The sequence below is a fragment of the Paenibacillus sp. FSL K6-1558 genome, assembly GCF_038002565.1.
Taxonomy (GTDB): domain Bacteria; phylum Bacillota; class Bacilli; order Paenibacillales; family Paenibacillaceae; genus Paenibacillus; species Paenibacillus polysaccharolyticus.
The window spans coordinates 4,265,615-4,284,117 of the sequence record NZ_JBBOCV010000001.1; the positions used below are offsets into that span (position 1 = coordinate 4,265,615).

Annotated in this window: 19 protein-coding genes; 12 read left to right on the plus strand and 7 right to left on the minus strand. The window is 47.5% G+C overall.

Going from position 1 to position 18,503, the window contains the following annotated elements; genetic code table 11:
• Positions 1-48 precede the first annotated feature (48 nt).
• Positions 49-321 (plus strand): hypothetical protein, encoded by a 273-nt coding sequence (locus tag MHI38_RS18545; protein WP_090918837.1) that lies wholly within the window; start codon positions 49-51, stop codon positions 319-321.
• A gap of 187 nt (positions 322-508) precedes the next feature.
• On the opposite strand, the gene MHI38_RS18550 is transcribed toward MHI38_RS18545, so the two are convergent.
• From MHI38_RS18550 to MHI38_RS18565, 4 genes are all read right to left on the minus strand, one after another.
• Positions 509-1,291 (minus strand): YcnI family copper-binding membrane protein, encoded by a 783-nt coding sequence (locus tag MHI38_RS18550; protein WP_261771712.1) that lies wholly within the window; start codon positions 1,289-1,291, stop codon positions 509-511.
• A gap of 79 nt (positions 1,292-1,370) precedes the next feature.
• Complete coding sequence (locus tag MHI38_RS18555) at positions 1,371-3,086, minus strand: copper resistance protein CopC (protein ID WP_341181514.1); 1,716 nt, start codon at positions 3,084-3,086, stop codon at positions 1,371-1,373.
• A 253-nt stretch (positions 3,087-3,339) separates the two neighbouring features.
• Positions 3,340-3,996 (minus strand): response regulator, encoded by a 657-nt coding sequence (locus MHI38_RS18560; RefSeq protein ID WP_090918831.1) that lies wholly within the window; start codon positions 3,994-3,996, stop codon positions 3,340-3,342.
• Positions 3,996-4,826, minus strand: a complete 831-nt coding sequence (locus tag MHI38_RS18565; RefSeq protein WP_154891452.1) for a sensor histidine kinase — start codon at positions 4,824-4,826, stop codon at positions 3,996-3,998. The genes MHI38_RS18560 and MHI38_RS18565 overlap by 1 nt, the downstream gene beginning before the upstream one ends.
• Positions 4,827-5,145: 319 nt before the next feature.
• Between MHI38_RS18565 and MHI38_RS18570 the strand changes: the two genes are divergently transcribed.
• Positions 5,146-5,334, plus strand: a complete 189-nt coding sequence (locus MHI38_RS18570) for a hypothetical protein (RefSeq protein WP_090918827.1) — start codon at positions 5,146-5,148, stop codon at positions 5,332-5,334.
• A 111-nt stretch (positions 5,335-5,445) separates the two neighbouring features.
• On the opposite strand, the gene MHI38_RS18575 is transcribed toward MHI38_RS18570, so the two are convergent.
• The 3 genes from MHI38_RS18575 to MHI38_RS18585 form a co-directional block, all read right to left on the minus strand.
• Positions 5,446-7,278, minus strand: a complete 1,833-nt coding sequence (locus MHI38_RS18575) for a bifunctional diguanylate cyclase/phosphohydrolase (RefSeq protein ID WP_154891451.1) — start codon at positions 7,276-7,278, stop codon at positions 5,446-5,448.
• A gap of 381 nt (positions 7,279-7,659) precedes the next feature.
• Positions 7,660-8,253 (minus strand): DUF5317 domain-containing protein, encoded by a 594-nt coding sequence (locus MHI38_RS18580; RefSeq protein WP_341181515.1) that lies wholly within the window; start codon positions 8,251-8,253, stop codon positions 7,660-7,662.
• A gap of 245 nt (positions 8,254-8,498) precedes the next feature.
• Complete coding sequence (locus MHI38_RS18585; protein WP_341181516.1) at positions 8,499-9,926, minus strand: hypothetical protein; 1,428 nt, start codon at positions 9,924-9,926, stop codon at positions 8,499-8,501.
• 276 nt (positions 9,927-10,202) lie between these two features.
• Between MHI38_RS18585 and MHI38_RS18590 the strand changes: the two genes are divergently transcribed.
• The 10 genes from MHI38_RS18590 to MHI38_RS18635 all read left to right on the plus strand — a co-directional run bounded on the left by MHI38_RS18590 (position 10,203) and on the right by MHI38_RS18635 (position 18,468).
• Positions 10,203-11,234, plus strand: a complete 1,032-nt coding sequence (locus MHI38_RS18590) for a BMP family lipoprotein (protein ID WP_090918818.1) — start codon at positions 10,203-10,205, stop codon at positions 11,232-11,234.
• Between the two features lie 393 nt (positions 11,235-11,627).
• Positions 11,628-13,127 (plus strand): ABC transporter ATP-binding protein, encoded by a 1,500-nt coding sequence (locus MHI38_RS18595; RefSeq protein WP_308722996.1) that lies wholly within the window; start codon positions 11,628-11,630, stop codon positions 13,125-13,127.
• A complete protein-coding gene (locus tag MHI38_RS18600) occupies positions 13,124-14,191 on the plus strand; it encodes an ABC transporter permease (RefSeq protein WP_090918814.1) in 1,068 nt (355 codons plus the stop codon). The genes MHI38_RS18595 and MHI38_RS18600 overlap by 4 nt, the downstream gene beginning before the upstream one ends.
• Positions 14,175-15,098, plus strand: coding sequence for an ABC transporter permease (locus tag MHI38_RS18605; RefSeq protein WP_154891447.1), 924 nt, complete (start codon positions 14,175-14,177; stop codon positions 15,096-15,098). Before MHI38_RS18600 ends, MHI38_RS18605 begins: the two co-directional genes overlap by 17 nt.
• 25 nt (positions 15,099-15,123) lie before the next feature.
• Positions 15,124-15,795: a sulfite oxidase-like oxidoreductase gene (locus tag MHI38_RS18610; RefSeq protein ID WP_341181517.1), complete on the plus strand. Its 672-nt coding sequence runs from the start codon at positions 15,124-15,126 to the stop codon at positions 15,793-15,795.
• Between the two features lies 1 nt (position 15,796).
• On the plus strand, positions 15,797-16,612 hold the full coding sequence (locus MHI38_RS18615) for a nucleoside phosphorylase (RefSeq protein ID WP_154891445.1): 816 nt from the start codon (positions 15,797-15,799) through the stop codon (positions 16,610-16,612).
• A gap of 235 nt (positions 16,613-16,847) precedes the next feature.
• Positions 16,848-17,036, plus strand: coding sequence for a hypothetical protein (locus MHI38_RS18620; protein ID WP_090918807.1), 189 nt, complete (start codon positions 16,848-16,850; stop codon positions 17,034-17,036).
• Positions 17,037-17,130: 94 nt separating this feature from the next.
• On the plus strand, positions 17,131-17,616 hold the full coding sequence (locus MHI38_RS18625; protein WP_154891444.1) for a GNAT family N-acetyltransferase: 486 nt from the start codon (positions 17,131-17,133) through the stop codon (positions 17,614-17,616).
• Between the two features lie 139 nt (positions 17,617-17,755).
• Complete coding sequence (locus MHI38_RS18630) at positions 17,756-18,142, plus strand: metal-sensitive transcriptional regulator (RefSeq protein WP_154891479.1); 387 nt, start codon at positions 17,756-17,758, stop codon at positions 18,140-18,142.
• 125 nt (positions 18,143-18,267) lie between these two features.
• On the plus strand, positions 18,268-18,468 hold the full coding sequence (locus MHI38_RS18635; protein ID WP_090918799.1) for a copper ion binding protein: 201 nt from the start codon (positions 18,268-18,270) through the stop codon (positions 18,466-18,468).
• Positions 18,469-18,503 lie beyond the last annotated feature (35 nt).

The following is an 18,503-nucleotide window of genomic DNA, read 5'->3' on the forward strand; positions in this document are numbered from 1 at the left end:
ATTGAGTATTCAAGGTGAGAACGTGCACTGAGGGGGAGGGAACCACGGATGAGCGGACAATTGCTGGTGGAATTGAATGACCTGCGGATTGCGGAAAAAGAGCTGTCACAGCTACTGGTTCGCATGCAAGCGGATGAGCAGGAGGCAAGGGCGCTGTACAGCCGTCTGAACGATTGGAAAGGACAATCTGCGGATCATACGAGGCAACAGATTGAAGAATTTTTCGCAGGTCTCGCCAAGCGTATCCAATCCATCGAGATGCAGAAGAAAAGTCTGATCCAGTATATTGAATTTATGATTCAAACGGATCAGCAACGTTAATATGCAACGGTGTGCCATATTGCGGATGGCGCATGTATCGTGCACGGCAAGTTATCTGGATTCTAGATATGAGTTAACCAAAAAAGGAGTTTGTAGCATGAACGGGGTTATCCCGTTCGCTGCAAACTCCTTTTTGCATCTTTTTACAATGATCTCCTCGGGTGACCCCGGGTAAGAGAACTGCAGATTAACGCTTTTTGCGGCGAGTAGCCAGTGCGATGCCCAGGAAGGACATGATCAGAGCCAGGATCGATACGATTAACGTTGCTTGTTGTAGCTTCAACGTACCTGCATCGGAATCCGTGTTGTTCGGTTGACCTGTTACCGTATCGGAGAGAGCATCGCCGAGAGTAGTGTCATCATTTTCTTTTTTGCCATCAGTCGCAGTGTCAGAAGCTTTGTCACCTGTCGCAGTGCCAGCAGTACCTGCACTGTCATGCCCATTACTTGATCCGCCTGTTGCGGCATTACCAGCAGATGCCGGATCTTCGCTGATGGTTGTGATGCTGTGAGGAGAGTTTGCCCCCGGCTGGCCTGTCCACTCTACAATGCTGCCATCACTGTAATATTGGAAGGCATCCCATGCCACTTCTGTTTCTGTCTTTGGGTTCTGTGCAACAAAGTTAAACTGTTGGAACTGTCCAGCCAGAATCCCTTGGTTATCTCCATCAATCTCCCAAGTGATCGAGGTTACTTCTTTAGAATCATTTTTCTCAGTTGTGATCTTCCATCCAGACAGTGGCTGATATTGCTTAAATGCAACACCCTCTGGAATTTTGAGTGTAATTTTGGTTGTTGGCAACTCTTTCTCAGACGGTATTTTAATCGTATATGTCTGCCATGCACTCGTTTGTGCGACGGACGGATTTACCGTGACGTGAGCGCTGGCCAAACCGGAGAACAGCAGGAATGCTGCTGCACCTGTTGCCATAGCAGATGTTAATTTGGATACCCATGATGTCTTTTTCAAAATGATAACCCCTCTCATTCTTTCTTATGCAATCGTTGTTAGATACACTTCACTCTTTTAAAAATGGTTTCGTTGTTTACTACGGCTTTGCTGCCTCAATCTTGAACTCGGCATCGAGGGCATCAAGTGACCGAGTTAACGCGTGGACTTGGATACTCCACTTGCCCGGCATAGAGATGTAGTCCTCCGCCTTGTATACGCCCGTATCGTTCTTCGGAATGGTGATCTCATAGATACCCATATCCATATCCAGATGGATCAGAGACAACGTCACCTGTTCGAGATCTTTGACGATACTGCCATCCGCTCGCTTTATGCTGACTTCGAACTGATTTTCTCCCACTACGTTTGGGCTTACCTGGAGTGTTATCACGGAGCCATCATCTGTCGTTTGTGTGCCCTTATAAGGACCGACGGGTGCTGGCTGACCTGGAGACAGATGTGTCAGTACAGCCGCGAGCGCAAGAATGATGGCACCTGTAACCAGTTCAGCCTTTAGACTGCCAGACAACTGCTTACCTGTAGCGGCTCTTGCTCGATTGGCATGTATCAGCGCGAAACCGATCATCACGATAAGTAGCAGAATTTTACCAATCAGAACCAGGCCATATGCTGTTGTGAATAAAGAGTTCAGTAGCGGTGCGGGCAGGATGACCAGACTGCCATAGATACCCGTAGCGATCAAAACGGCTACAGCACCGATACCCCAAACGGTAAATCTCCTTATCGCTGCCCAGTAGACTTCGCCTCGCAATTTTGCAGGCAATCGATTGGTGAGTGCAGGCAGACACACTGCCATAGCGGTGAGAGCCCCGATCCAGAATGCAGCAGCAGCAAGATGTACAAAGTCCATGGCTACAGCAAGCACACGTTGCTCTGCGGCAGCAGGATGCCCCGTCATAGCATGGGTAAGCAGCCAGCCTAGAACCAGCACCAATGATCCGTATGAGGACCAGATTCGCACGCGCAGGGATCGATCCAGATCATAACCGGACAGTAGTGTGACTGCAATCAACATGGCAATCAGCATCTGTAACATCCAGATCTGACCGAAGGAGGTCAGTTTGAGCGCACTGCCTAATAAGGCCCAACTGAATTCGCCGAGATTGACACCTGACTCATAGAGTGTGTTCAGCGGAAGGCTTATTAGTGCGGCAAAGGAAGCAGCAGCATAGCTGATCCAGAGCAATTTGTAGCTACCCGGTGCCTCCATCGGTTCCCGTAGCAGGGAAGCTGGGGCAATTCGCAGTAGCAGGAAGGCGAGCGTACCCAGAATGACGGACAGACCGAGATATTGAATCCAGTCCGTGAATGACACGATCCATTTCAATGGGCCACCGGTGGCACCTGAACCGGACGCCAAATCCTTCAATCCGGCAGGTGCTCCGGTAGGCTCACCGATATGGAACACATACGCTCCAGAGATTGGATGACCATCGGCAGATACGGCCTTCCAATTGACGAGATATGTCCCGTCAGCAAGGCCAGGCTTCAGACCCGTTTCCAGAATGTGCGGGCGTTCTGAGTCAATCTGTACGTCACCATTGTCCGCTTGATTTCCGTCAGGTCCGGTAATTTTAATATCATAAAAGGCCGTCTGCAATGATTCATTAAACTCCAACGTCAGCCGCTGCGGTGCAGTAACGAGCAGTTCATTTTCTTCAGGAGACGCCTTCACGATATAAGCATGAGCAGATGCCCATTGCGGCATCACCAGACAGAACACCAGTAACAGACTGGTGAGCAGCGCCCAGTGACGTTTGCTCCAACGCAGGGTTAAGCTTCTTACTCTCAAAAAATCATCACCCTTGGGTTATAGATTTACAATTATCCATAATTCGTCGTTCACACATAATCTATACCATTATAACTTTGTCCAAAATGAAGGCGTATGACTACATAGGGCTATAAAAAATCATGGATTACTGCATATTTGTGACAAATGCTTGAAATGATGCACATTTATAAGTGGTGCTATTACATAACGCATATCAGAAGTAAATCGTTTTGTGGTAGACTTCCCTATTCTATTCGCTCTGAAACATGTTTTATTTACGAGGCTTGCGCCCGGCAAGCCCGCTCTCTAATGCGTAGCGAGTGAGCTGCACCCGGTTCTCCAGCTGTAGCTTCTGCAGAATGTTCTTCAGATGATTCTTGACGGTCTGATCCGAGATACCGAGCTGCTCGGCAATTTCACGATTGGTGTACCCGGCAGATACCCATTGCAGAATCTCCAATTCGCGAGCGGTTAACGGATTCTCTTGCACATCCTCACTGCGAGGAGCGGGAAACTCCTGCAATATTCGGTATGCTAGCTCCTTGCTCAGCGGTGCATCGTCACTAACAATGGCGCGAAGGTATTCCAGCCAAGTGGAAGGAGATAAATTTTTGCGTAGATAACCTTGGGCTCCTTGTTTCAATGCTTCAAAGAGGTAAGTGACATCATCCGATACGGTGACCATTACGATCATGACGTATGGGAAACGCAGTTTAATCTGCCTTGTTGCTTCGAGTCCATCCATATCGGGCATCTGCACATCCATCAGAATCAGGTCAGGCATCCAGTGTTCGGTTAGCTCAATCGCTTCCTGCCCATTTTTGGCTGTGCCAATGACTTCAAACAGGCTATCTTCGGATAAAATGGTGCATATCGCCTCACGCGCATGTGCGTGATCGTCAACAACGAGTACACGTACCAGTTCCATCAAGTCTGCCCCTTTCCAATGATCATTTGTGTATTACCTGGTGTCGAATCAAGCTGGAATGTCCACCCCATCTGCTCGGCTCGTTCTTTTGTGATTCGTAAACCGTACCGGTCCTTGAACAGCATCGGATCGCCTTGAATTCCAGTACCGTTGTCACGGATATGAACAGACCAGTTAGAGGCATTGCCTTTAGTGTAAACTTCCACTTTGGTGGCATGGGCATGTTTGCGTACGTTAAGCAGTGCTTCCCGAATACAAGCAAGCAGTTCTACCTGCTCTTTGGCCGAGAAGGAAACTTCGGTCAGATTCCATTCTATATCTGCTTCTGGAACGGTATCACTCACGATGGCTTCGACCTGAGCTTGCAAAGCGACGGCTTCAGGATCAGCAACAGGTGAAGGTACATAACGCAACTGAGCAATAGCTTGCCTTACATATGTATTGACTTCGTGCACGGTTTTTTGAATCTCGCGCAGATCCTGCTCATGGCTGGTGCCTGCAAGACTGCGTCCTGCTTTGTCAGTCTTTACCGAGAGCAGGAATAGCGATTGTGAAATGCCGTCATGCAGTTCCCGGGCAAGCTGGTCACGCGCTTCAAGCGCCGTTTTGGATGCTCGCTCTTGTTCGAGGGCAGCTCGGGCCCCTTCTAACATCAGGAACAAACGGCTTAGCAGTGTCACGCTGACAAGATATACAATTACAGGTGTCAACCAGTTTCCGGCATCCATCGATAGATAAGGCATCAGAAACTGATGGCGAATATATTCCCACAGTCCCACGGTGATGGTGGGAATTAGCAGGATCATCCATTTGATCTGTTTATAGGACATATATACATAACTCCTTTTAAGGGCTGGATACATCATACTGTAGCAGGTTGTACCTTTTCCACAATGAGGGTAATGGGATCATTATAACGCAACCTTGTCCAAGACCCTAGTCCGGGCTGTTTACAGGAAATGGGGGAGCATCATGGAGTATTTAGAAGGATATCTAAGAACACAGAGGGGTGAAATACTGTCACGCTAGGTGAGGGTTGATGTGCTCTGCTCAGGAGGGCTCTGCCCGTTTTCGCTATGAGGGAAGGTCCTCTATACTTATATAGAACGCAAAATCATTACAAAACATGTTAAGGAGTGACGCAGCAACATGAGTCAAGAAGTATTGGAACGTCGCAGTGAATTGCTCAAGAAGAACATTCACCAGATGCTTGTTCAAGACAATCAGCACGGGATCAGTCGCCAAGACAACATGTTTTTGCAACAGATGATCAAAGAGTTACATCAGACCTCGCATGAACTGAATACGATGAGTAACGAAGAGTCTTCACAAGACTGAACTGGCCCCTGATGCATTCGATGAATCAAATCACACTTCACATCACGATGAAAAATGAAAATGGCGCTATCCCTCATGGGATAGCGCTTTGGCGTTTATACATATATCAGACTACTGCAATAGTTGATGAGCCGCTCGTTTCTCGATATACCGAATGAACAACTCCGCGAGTTCCGGGTCAAATTGCGTACCTGAACATGCCCGCAACTCCTCTATGGCCTCATCCACATTTTTGGTTTTCTGATAAGGTCGCTCGGTGGTCATGGCATCAAAGGAATCGATCACGGTCAGCATCCGGCACAGCTTAGGAATTTCATGCCCCTTCAGGCCGTAAGGATAGCCATGGCCGTCATAGCGCTCATGATGCAATTCAATATACGGAATCAGATCGGCGAAGCGATCATTCGTCATCACCATTTTTTTGCCCCAAGTCACATGACCCTTGATGGTATCCCATTCCTCGCATGTCAGCTTTTCTCTTTTGTTCAATATAGACCAGGGGATCTCCAGCTTGCCAATATCGTGAATCAGCGCCCCAAGCACGAAACGCCGCTTTTCTGCATTGTCCAGTTTCAGCACTTCGCTAATATCGAGCGCGTATTTATAGACCCGTTTGGAATGTTTGAACGTATCCATATCCTTGTATTGAAACAGGTTCAGCTGCTGCTCGATGTCGCGGACGTCTTGAACCAGATCAATCTCGTGCTCCATACCGTCATTGCTACCATAGCGATGTACGTTGTTTTTGCCTTGCTTCTTGGCATAGTAAAGCGCTTTGTCCGCCTGATCCACCAGTTGAGACTTGTTATACATATCCACTTGGTATGCAGCAATTCCGGCAGAGAAAGAGAGACAGCCATGCGGTAAAACCTCTACCCCTTCAAAAGGGGTATCATTCAGTTGTTTGCGTAACTTATTCATAAATCTGTAAGACTCATCGAGTTCCATGCCTGGCATGAGCAACGTGAATTCTTCTCCACCATATCGAAAAGCGGTAACGGATGTGCCTTCGGTCTTGCGAATGAGAAAATCCCCAAGCAACGCCAGCAGGCTATCACCTTGAAGGTGACCGAACTGATCATTATATTTTTTGAAATCATCAATATCAAGCAATCCCAGACAGAGGGGCGTTCCTTGCGTACGAGCTTTGTTTAGCTCCGTTTCCAGCATGCTCTCGAAATAGCTATGGTTGAACAATCCTGTACGCTGATCCGAGTTTGCCTTTTCTTCAATGGACTGGTACATGATGAACAGTTGCTTGAACGCATGAGATAACAAGATGCTGAGGCTGAGATATAAAAATAGACCAAGGACACCGTTATGTACAACCAAAATGGTAAGCACAAGCGCCAAAATAAGTGTACAGAGGTAGACCAGGAGGGATTCGGTTACGAATGCCCGTTTCATCTGCTGTAATGCATCTTTGGTTGAAAAATGAAAGAACAATCCTAGCGTAATGGTATTAATAATAAAATAGGCAGCCAGCGCTGCAACATATGGAATCAGGTTGTAACTATCAATCGCTCCGACCTGACCACCTGTCCATTCGAACACAGTGGCGGCTCCGGTGATCATGAGACTATAGATACTGAAATTGACAACATGTTTCCACCAGGCAAGCTTGCGGTCTTTAATTAATAAAATGATAGAAATCGGCAACAACACCGAGAGGCTGAATGCCCCGCCAAACATAAATATGCAGGCCAGATACACAGAGGAATCCATCGATTGCTGGTTACCCTTCGGGGGAATCTGGAACGTAAAATAGTCGAGGATGAGCGCGGCTCCCAGCATGGTATAAACCATGACCCAATCGGTTGTAGTCAGATGTACATAAGACCACTGGTTCATATAGATAAAAACGCCAACCCCTGTGCAGCTAAGCAAAATAACATACATCATGCTTCGATCTGCTTTTCGGATAAGGTTACGAATAAAGTTCATAGAAAATCTCCTGCTTGGATTTAGTCAACTCGTGATGTTAGGTATAAACGAAAGGTGCAGTATCACGACATCTTATAAAGATAACAGACTCCTGCTCGATGCATTTATATTGGTTATTGTTGTATAGGTATATACTATATATTTTTTAACATAACAAGATCGCTTCCAAAAATCCAGCAAGAAAAAACAGGCCGCTCGCAGCCTGTTTGTCTGGTGTGGCAGCAGAACCTAACCGCCAAGCTTGTATCCCGAAGTAAGTGCTACAACGACAGACGCTACGATGATGGCGTTGATAACAATGCGGGAATATTTAATACCCTCGAATTTCTTCATGGAAAAGACCTCCCTTCCTTGGAGTCTGGTCCGATGCTCACCCAATTCTCACTGGGTTTGATATGTTTCTGCGGACGATATATCTTCTTTGCCCCGATTCACCATCATGTACTGGATAAACAGGAATATGCCAACATTCATCACGACATCACCAATGCTGATGACCTGTGTTCGTGGGTATGGACTCGATAGCGGGATGATGTCGCCGAGAAAAGCAAGATGGGTTGATGCGTCCATCATATAATGCTTGGATACGGCGGTGCCTTCCCGAAGCAGATCGACATAATAAGGCCCAAGCACAGCAGAAGCTTCAACGGAGACGGGCATGCGTCCACCATTAAGAGCCATCACGATGAAGTTGAGAAACACCCCGATCCAGATCAGCGTGAACCCCCGATGATGTCTGTTGAGCCATAAAAAGATGAGGCCGGTGATATAAACAGCGACAAACAGATAACCATTAATGGATGCTACCCAGCTCAACCGCTCCTGCATATAGAAAATGCCAAACTGGAAGAGTAACAGTAGAGGGAAGATCCAGCCGCCGCGTAGCTGCAGTGTTGCAAACTGGTTGAGTCCATAACGGACCCCACCCCTGAATAGACCAACAATCAAGCCGATCAGAATACCGTCGTATACCATGATTAACCCCTGTTCTTGCGGACGTGCGCAACGATACTTGCGTGTTTGTGTACATAAGAAATTCGACCTGATATTGGCAATTCCTGCATGGTCAAAATGATTTTTAAGAAGAATTTTGTAAAAGCATATATAAAAGCCGTCTTCCCGAAAAATAGAGGTCGAAACCTGAATCCGAATCGGTGAAGACGGCTTTATATTTTGCTAAATAATGATCATTTCAGTCAAGTGTTTATCTAGGTCGATATTTACTCGGAACCACCATTCAAGTAATTAAAGAAAGGTTGATCCACCCAGAAGTTGTATGAGGTGATGTTTGCTTCAGGAGCCAGCTTGCGGAATCCTTCCTGAATAGCCTTGGCATTTTCTTTAAGTGAGAAAGATTGGGCATAATAATGACCAAGCGTAATTTTGTTGTTTGTAATCACTGGGAAATTAGCCAGTGCGGTTGGTGAGTAATACAGCGGCTGCCACCAGGAGTTGATGATCAGTGGAGATTGGCTGTTGCTGTTCTTTTTAGCAAATTTCAGAACGATGTCGTTGAAACGGGCTTTGTCCGCCGTGTTGTTAAATTCAAACTGAATGTCATATTCCTTCGCATAAGCGATGTAATTACCATTCTCAATCTGCGTAACTTTGTAGTCTGGTGTTTCTTTCGGCTCGCCCCACTCTTTCAAATAGATAAAAGCAGATGTCTTCGGCTGGAATTGTACATCGGCATCGATGCCTTCGCTACGAAGCAGGCCAATCAACTGTACTGCATGATTAATGCTGTCATGACCATAAGTTAACGTCAGTTCATCGATAAAGTTGGAGTCGAAACGGCTATCCTTCAGGTTGTAACCTGTAACGAGATCCTCACGTAGCGCCTGATCTACAATCTTTCTCAGTTCCGGAGCTTCAATCAGATCTGCTGTGCGATATGCAGCATAGAGCTTGGAGTAGATATCTGCATCATTGGAGCGTCCGATTTCATTTTTATATTTACCTTGGCTGATCAACACACGTCCAAGCAAAATGTTCGCTGCATCCTTGCTTGCTACGCCGCCCTTAACCAGAGCGGGATACAGACTCTCCGGAACAAGTCCTGTATCAATGGCCGCGGCCAGTTCTTGTCCAGCTTGTCCTTGCAAACGATTCGACTTGATGCCTGCTTTGGCAAGGGCCTTCGCTGTTTTGTCCGCAGGATAGGTGTAAGCGAGTTCTTTGAAACCAGCTGCCTTGACGGCGAGGAATACCGCTGTGTAAATGCTCAGTTGATCTTTCGCACGTACCTCCGTTGTTGATAACACACCGTTGTTGAACAGCGCAACAGCTGCCTCGTAGGCGTCGTCACCCGATTTCAGATCGCTGAAGGCAGGTGCCTTTGTGGCATCCGTACTTGTAGTGGAGGCGGAACTTGCTTGCGTAATGGCTGCTATGGCTTTGATAAAATCACCCTTGGATGATTGCTGTGGCAATTGGACACCGTACTTGGCTTGCAGGAATTGAGCGAAATCTGCTGCACTCTCTGTGTAGCCAGCTGGTGCTGTTGCTGCAGGGGTGTTCACTTGTAGCGTTTTAGGTGCAACTGGCGTTGCGGATGCTGCAGAAGCAGAAGCGGGCAGACTGAGACTGCCGAGGGTTACCGGAGCGGCGAGCAGGGCTGCCAGCGTAATCTGGGTGATCTTTTTCAAATGAAAAGCCTCCTTAAAATAGGTTAAAAATGATAGGTGAATGAAATATAATCCTGACAAATCCTATCAGAATATAATAATTTGATTGACTTTAGCACGGAGTCGCGCCAAATGTCAACGGAAAAAAGCCAGTTATAATGCGGTTTCCAGAGTATGGAAACCAGTGTTGTTACGATGATCTTCCATATGAGTGTATACGCTGAAAGTTTTATTGACAAGGATCGACATTATCCGCTAGGATAATAAAAAAGATTATTGAAAAGGGGAATTTTCAAAATGAAAAGAGGTTTATCGTTCGTCTTATCAATTGTTATGTTGTCTATTTTGCTGGCCGCTTGTGGGAAATCAGCTACTAAAGACGAACAATCCGCTCAAGGCGGCGATTCTGAAAAATCCCTGCGAATGGCACTGGTACTTCCTGAAAAAATAGGGGTCAACCCTTTCTTTGTACAAATGGATGAAGGCTTCAAAAAAGCAGGTAAAGAGTTCAAGGTGGATACCAAAACGATTGAATCAACAGACCCTGCAGCATTCGAGCAAAACCTGCGTGCAGCTGTTGCTGAGAATTATGATCTGATTATTACAGCAACGTTCCAGGCAGAAGATGCACTCAAAAAGGTTGCTGCCGAGAATCCAAACAAGTCGTTTGCGATTGTAGACACAGCGATTGATCTGCCTAACGTTCGTAGCGTTGGTTTCCGTGAATATGAAGGAGCGTACCTGCTGGGTGCTGCTGCCGGACTTTCCACGAAAACGGATAAAGTGGGTATGGTCGCTGCAATGGACATTCCTTTGATTAAGAAATATACAGAAGGTTTCAAAGCAGGTCTGGAGTCGGTTAATCCAAAAGCAGAATTCCTGGTGAACTATGTTGGTGGTTTCAATGACCCGGCTAAAGCGAAAGAATTGGCACTGGTGCAATTCGGCAAAGGTGCTGACTTCATCGCAGGTGCATCTGCTGTAGGTGATCTTGGGGTGTTCGAAGCGGCAAAAGAAAAAGGCTTCTACACTTCTGGACAAGATACAGACCGTACAGTAGAAGATCCGGAGCATATCGTACTGTCCCAGTTGAAATCTACGGATACTGTGGCTTATGAGACCGTGAAAGATTTTGCAGAAGGTACATTCAAAGCAGGCGCAGTGAACTACGGCTTGAAAGAAGACGGTGTAGGCCTGACATACGTCACGCGTGACAGTGAGTCTCCATTGAATGCATTTGTTGGTCAAGAAGTTATCGACAAAGTTAAAGCGATCAAGGATGACATCGTATCCGGTAAAATTGTAGTTAAAGATCCATTGCAACAATAGTAAGGATATAAATCACTTCTTATATATGATCTGAAATATTTCATATGAAGAATGAGCAATGAATTGACGGATGTGTAATCCATCTAGTTAGCCGGCTGCCCAACCAGGCAGCCGGTTTTGCTACTGTTACAGTGACCATATATGTTGAACTTAACGTTTACACCATAACGGAGAGGACAGAAGAAACCTGGAGAAGCGAAGTGGTTGCCTGAAAGCTTTCTGCAAGAAAGCTACATCGTAAGCATAAGCTTATCCCCGGATTTTCTCCTTTATAAAAGGGAGTTCAAAAAAATCCGGGGATAACAGCGATCGAAAGGTTGTTCTGTCATCGGAGTGCCCAGTGTAACCATTTCACGTTGAACTTATATTAACCGAGAGGAGCGAACGCAAGATATGCTGTTGGAGATGGAGCAAATTACGAAGAAATACGGTAGCTTCACGGCGAACAAGGATATCCATTTTAATCTTCGCGAGGGGGAGATTCATGCTCTCGTCGGGGAGAATGGAGCAGGGAAAACGACGCTAATGCGTATGCTGTACGGGATGGAGCAACCGACAACAGGCACGATTAAAGTCCGTGGGCGCGAGGTAAGCTTTGCAACACCATCTCAGGCTATGGCGAGCGGGATTGGCATGGTGCACCAGCATTTCATGCTGTTTCCATCCTTTACGGTAGCGGAGAATATTGTCATTGGACGTGAACCTGCGGCGGCAGGGGTATTTGATCGAAAAAAAGCGGCAGCTCAGGTCGATGAATTGGGCAGACAATACGGCATGCCGGTCGACCCGTGGAAAAGAGTTGGAGAATGTCCCCTGGGTATGCAACAACGTGTAGAAATTCTTAAAGTGCTGCATCAGGGAGCAGACATCATTATATTGGATGAACCTTCGGCGGTGCTTACTCCGCTTGAAGTGAAAGAACTGCTGGCGAATATGAAATCGCTCGCGAAGCTGGGCAAAACCTTTGTCATCATCACACACAAGCTGCAAGAGGTTATGGATGTCGCGGATCGAATCACCGTACTTCGAGATGGACAAGTCACAGGTACATTAGAAGCGAAGGATACCGATGTAGAGGAGTTGTCACGTCTGATGGTCGGGCGTGAACTGGTGCGAATGGACAAACCCGCATCGGTTCCGGGTGAAGCTGTGCTTCAGGTGGAAGCCGTTCAACTCTCGGGAGCCAAAGACCGCTCTGCACTTAATAATATTCATATGAAGGTTCGCAAAGGTGAAGTGGTCGGGATAGCGGGCATCTCCGGTAACGGTCAATCCGAATTGATTCAGGTGATTGCCGGGTTGCGGAAGCCCGATGGAGGCCGAGTGCTTCTATCCGGACAGGACACGACCAATTGGCCGGTACGCCGGATTCGTGAGCATGGTCTCGCCCATATTCCGGAAGACCGCTATATGTGGGGGGCAGCGAAGGACGCCAGCGTGAAGGAGAACGGACTGATGGGGCACCATCATCGTCTGCAAAAGCGGGGCATGGTCAAGGCCAGAGCAGCCAAAGCAATGGTGGAAAGCTGGATCAAACAGTTTAGCATCAAGACAGGCTCGGCGGAAACAAAAGCCCAATTTCTATCGGGCGGTAACTTGCAGAAGCTGATTGCTGCACGTGAATTTGCGCAGGATACACCGTTTCTGATTGCAGCAGAGCCTACACGTGGGGTAGATATCGGTGCAATGGAGACTATTCACGCGGAATTGTTGCGCAAGCGGAATGAGGGAGCAGGTATCCTGTTGATCTCATCCGAGTTGTCAGAGATTTTGCAATTATCGGATCGCATTATCGTGATGTATGAAGGCGAGATTGCCGGAGAACTTCCGGCAGCGGAAGCGACAGAAGAACAGATCAGCTTGCTGATGGCAGGAGGGAAAGAGCGGGTATGAATCGGGTAAAAGAAACACTTCGCGGACTTGTGCAGCCGCTACTTGCCGTATTGATTGGCTTGCTCGCCGGTGCGATCGCCATTCTGGTCGTTGGCGGCAATGTCATAGATACGTATGCCGAGATGTGGAAGGGTGCCTTCGGTAACTTCTACTTCTTCACCAATACATTGGCACGTGCCACGCCGATTATTTTGGCGGGTCTGGGTGTTGCACTGGCATTCCGCGCCGGATTTTTCAATATGGGTGCGGAAGGCCAGATGATTCTGGGCGGACTCAGTGCGGCGCTCACGGCGCTTTATCTGCCAGGGCCGGGCTGGTTCGTATGTATTGCTGCCATCTTGGCGGGAATTATCGCCGGCGGTGTGTGGTCCCTTTTTGCAGGGTGGCTGGATGCACGCTTTGGCATGAACCTTTTGATTACCACACTACTGCTTAACTATATTGCGACGTATTTTGGTGGATATATGGTTTCGTATCCATTCAAAGATAAGACAGGATCAGCAGCGATGGCGCAGACACCAATGATTGATCAGAGTGTCTGGCTGCCGAAGCTATTTCAGGGTATGGGACTGCACGCGGGTTTCATTATAGCGATTATAGCGGCGATGGTGATCTACTGGTTTACGCATAAAACGGTGACGGGTTATGAAATTCGTATGCTGGGTAGCAATCCGTCTTTTGCGGCTTATGGCGGTGTTCGCCGGATTCGTATGATGATGCTGTCCATGGTCATTAGTGGTGGACTTGCAGGTCTTGCGGGTGCTGGCGAAGTGCTAGGTACGCAGTATCGTTTCCTGGATGGCTCGTTATCCTCGGCAAGTTATGCGTGGAGCGGCATCATGGCTACATTGCTGGCGCGCTCGCACCCACTGGGTACAGCTGTAGCGGCTATTCTGCTCGCGGCATTACAGACAGGGGCGATGGGCATGGAGCGGAATACGGATGTCCCTCTGGAAGTTGGTAGCGTAATTCAGGCTGTCTTGACACTGTTTGTCTCGGCACAGATCGGTTATTCCTTCCTGAAGCGGAGAAAGGAGAAAAAGTCCAATGCAACAACTGTTTGATGCAGCCATGTTTGGCTCAACCTTGCGGATTATGACGCCGATTCTGCTCGCAGCACTTGGCGGGGCTTTATGTTCGCGCGTCGGTCTGTTTAACGTGGGTTTGGAAGGACTGGTGCTGATCGGGGCATTCTCCGCGATTGTGGGCAATTACTTGTTCGGCAATGTACTCTTGGCAGTACTGTTTTCGATTATTATCGTGATGCTGTTCTCGGCGCTTTTTGCATTTATAAGTATTAATCTCAAGGCTAACGCCATCGTCGTCGGTATATCGTTGAACTTTCTGGCGGCGGGACTCACGACCTTTGCCCTGCGGGCAATCTTCGACGTAAAAGGTGCATACTATGATAAAAATATGGTGGGCCTCCCGAAATTGGACATTCCGCTGATTAAGGATATTCCTTGGGTGGGCACGGTGTTATCTGGTCATAGCCCACTCGTATATCTAGGCATTATGATTGTTATTGCTTTACAGTTCTATCTATTTAAAAGTGTATCCGGCTTCCGTCTGCGTTCCGTGGGCGAGAATCCGATTGCAGCACAGAGCATTGGCATCAAGGTACGCGGCATTCAGTATGGTGCTGTACTGATGTGTGGTGTATTGTGTGCACTGGCTGGAGCGCAGCTGTCCCTTGGTCAGGTGACGATGTTCACCGAAGGCATGACCGCAGGTCGCGGCTTCATCGCTTTGGTTGCTACGATGCTGGGACAAGCCAACCCGCTTGGGGTGATGGGGTCTAGTGTACTCTTTGGATTCATGGAAGCACTCAGTATTCGTCTGCAAGGCTTCTCTCTGCCGACCCATTTCACCATGATGTTGCCGTATATTGTAACACTGGTGGCGATGTTCTTTTTCAAAGACCGGACGTATGCGCAGGATGCATTGAAAGCAGGCGGAAGCTCACGTTAATTGTAGCAAAGGAGGAATCAGGGACGTGCATAACAAAGCTGAGCGTTTGAAAAAAACCAAAACACCGTCACCGAAAGCTGGCGCCGATTACGGAGATCGGTTGCCGCCAGGTCAGGTGCTGACGGAGAAATTCCCGATTTTGCATGAAGGGGAAGTGCCGGAGTATGACCTTTCCACTTGGGATTTGAAGGTTTTTGGTGAAGTCGAAGAAGAGAAGGTGTTCTCTCTGGCTGAGCTTCAAGCGATGCCGCAGGTGAACATGGTAAGTGATATTCACTGCGTTACCCGCTGGTCAAAATTTGATACACCGTGGGAGGGTATCCGCTTCTCGGAATTCATGAAGCTGCTGGGGGTTAAACCAGAAGCGAAGTACGTCATGATTCATGCGGACCATGATTATGAGACCAATGTGCCACTCGAAGAACTGATGCATGGTGATGTATTGCTTGCGTTCAAATATAACGGCGAGCCACTCACACCGAAGCATGGATTCCCACTGCGACTGGTTGTGCCACAGCTGTATTTCTGGAAAAGTGCAAAGTGGGTGCGTGGGCTGGAGTTTATGACAGAGGATCGCAACGGCTTCTGGGAAAGCAATGGTTTCCACCATTTTGCCGATCCGTTCAAGGAACAGCGTTTCTCGGGTGAGGATCTGCCGATTCCTGAGGATGAGTGGACGAAGAAGGAGTTTGATTAAGATGTTGATGCCGATTTTGCAGATTCATTCGGAAGATATGCCAGAGTATGCTATCGTGTGCGGTGATCCGGCTCGTGCGGAGAAAATTTCCCGAAAGTTGGAGAATGCCAGAGAGCTCGCGTTCAGCCGCGAATATCGCACATTTGTAGGTGAGTATGAAGGCATTCAGATGGCCGTGGTTAGTCATGGGGTAGGTTCACCGGGTGCAGCTGTGTGCTTCGAGGAATTGATTCGCGCAGGAGTGAAAACCCTGATTCGTGTAGGCACAGCAGGCTCATATACAGCCGATTATCCAGCAGGTAGCGTTATTGTGAGCACTGCAGCTGTACGCTCCGATGGGCTGACACGTCAGCTAGTACCAGATGGCTTCCCCGCGGTGGCGGATATTGATGTGACCAGCGCATTGGTTGCTGCTGCACGTGAGACAGGCAGTGGTAAAGGTGAGGCTGTGAGTGGTAAGGCAGGAACAGAAGCTGGAGCAGCATCATTTACAGGTGTGGGGGCTACCAAAGTTGGCGTGGGAATCACAGTAACACTGGATGCATTCTTTACAGGGGTAGAGGAGATTCCACACCGTAAATACAAGCAGGCTGGAGCACTTGCCGCCGAGATGGAGATCGCTGCACTCTATATCGTAAGCACCTTGCGTGGTGCACGGGCTGGAGCCATTGTAGCGATTGACGGCTTCGCAGACAGTGATCTTGCTGCCGAGTATGATCCGCATACCGATGCGGTCGCTAAGGCTGTGGAGCACGAGATCAATGCAGCGCTACGCGCACTTGCTACACTTGCTCGCCAAGATCAGGCGACAAGATAGCTTAAACATAATGTGAACGTCCACTGAGAGTGGACATTTTGTCAGACGTCCTTCTACGGTCATGAATATGGCCGGGGGGCGTCTTTTTTTACATCGAGGAAAGTTATTCTATCATCGGAGTGCAGTGTGTAAGAACTTTTGTTCAGCTGATGTAGTCAGAATGATTTTGAAATCATTGGGTAATTATATACAGGAACAGAATCCAACATGAGATTGCAAAAGGAGGATTTACACGATGACACAGAACAATCAACCTCAGGATGAAGCAAAACTTCGCAATAAACTGGATGAAGATGGCGACTCCTTGATGGAGAAAAAGAAGATCTTGAATGGCGTGGACATTGAGCCACAGGCGGATGATTGGGCAGCTAAACCATCACCGGTTGCTTATAACGAAGAAATCAATACAACCTCCAAAAAATAGTATTAATCGACAGAGCAGGTACCTTAGGGTATCTGCTTTTTCGTCCTAGTATAATATTATAAATACATAATAAGGAAAGGTGGAGGGAACAAATATGAAGAATACCATACAGATCCGAAATGCACAGCTTGCTGACTATCCTGGTGTATCTACGTTGTTGGATCAATTACACGAGTTACATGTACAGGCAAGACCGGACATTTACAAACCTTTGCACCCCAGGCTTGGGGAAAAGGAGTACACCGATTGGCTTGCGAAGGATGATCGTTACCTCTATGTAGCGGAACACGTAGAGGCTGGTAAAATTGTCGGCTTCAGTAGCGCACAGCTGAGCATCATTCAGGATCATTCGCTTTTTGCGGATCGCAGGATGTTATACCTCCACGAACTCGTGGTGGATTCAAGTCACCAAGGACATGGAACAGGCAAACGATTAATGCAGACCATGTTGGATCTGGGAAGAGAGCTTCAGGCGGACCACTTAGAATTAACGGTTTCTACATTCAACTCGCATGCACAGGCTTTTTATGAACAGATGGGGCTAAGGGTGCGTAGCAGCAGACTGGAGTTTTCATTGTAATTGTAAGTCGAGTAGTGGAATAAATCTGAGCATAAAAACTACATACACAAAATGTTCGATAATAAAATAAAATAAATCCTTGAATACCCCATGGGGGTATGTTAATCTGAATGAAGAACGAAAGAAAAGGGGTGTTATGATGGAACATCAAAGCCATCCCGAAGAGCCGGTATACACTGCGGAACATCAGTCCGAGCAACAAGCGGATTCATGCCACGCCGTGAACCTCGATAAAGACGGCAAGCCCATTCGTAAAAGCCACCATTCGCAGGAGATGAAGGGCAACCTGATCTCTCGTTTGAACCGGGTCGAGGGTCAGATTCGCGGCATCAAAGGGCTGATTGATAAGGACACATACTGTGATGATGTGTTAACCCAGATCGCTGCAGCACAGTCTGCGCTCAATTCGGTAGGCAAGCTTTTGCTGGAAGGGCATATGAAGAGCTGTATTGTGGAACGTATTCAGGCCGGCGAACACGAAGTCGTGGATGAATTACTGGTTACCGTTAGAAAACTGATGAAGTAATGTGCAGATGATAAACTATATATTTTGAACTAATCGTTTACACAGAAACGGAGTGCCCATGTAAATAATCTTTAGTTCAATTTATATAGTAAATACGAACATACTCAATCGAGGAGGAATGAAACATGTCTAATGTTACGTTGAATGTCAAAGGGATGTCTTGTAATCACTGTGTAAAGTCCGTTGAAGAAGCGGTGAAAAATGCGGGTGCAAATGGTCAGGTGGATCTGGCAGCCGGAACAGTAGCTGTAGAATATAATGAGCAGGCGGTTACAGTAGATCAGATCAAAGCCGCAATTGAAGATCAAGGATACGACGTTGTTTAATTGATTCGAGAGAAGTTCATTAACGAAAGATGGCA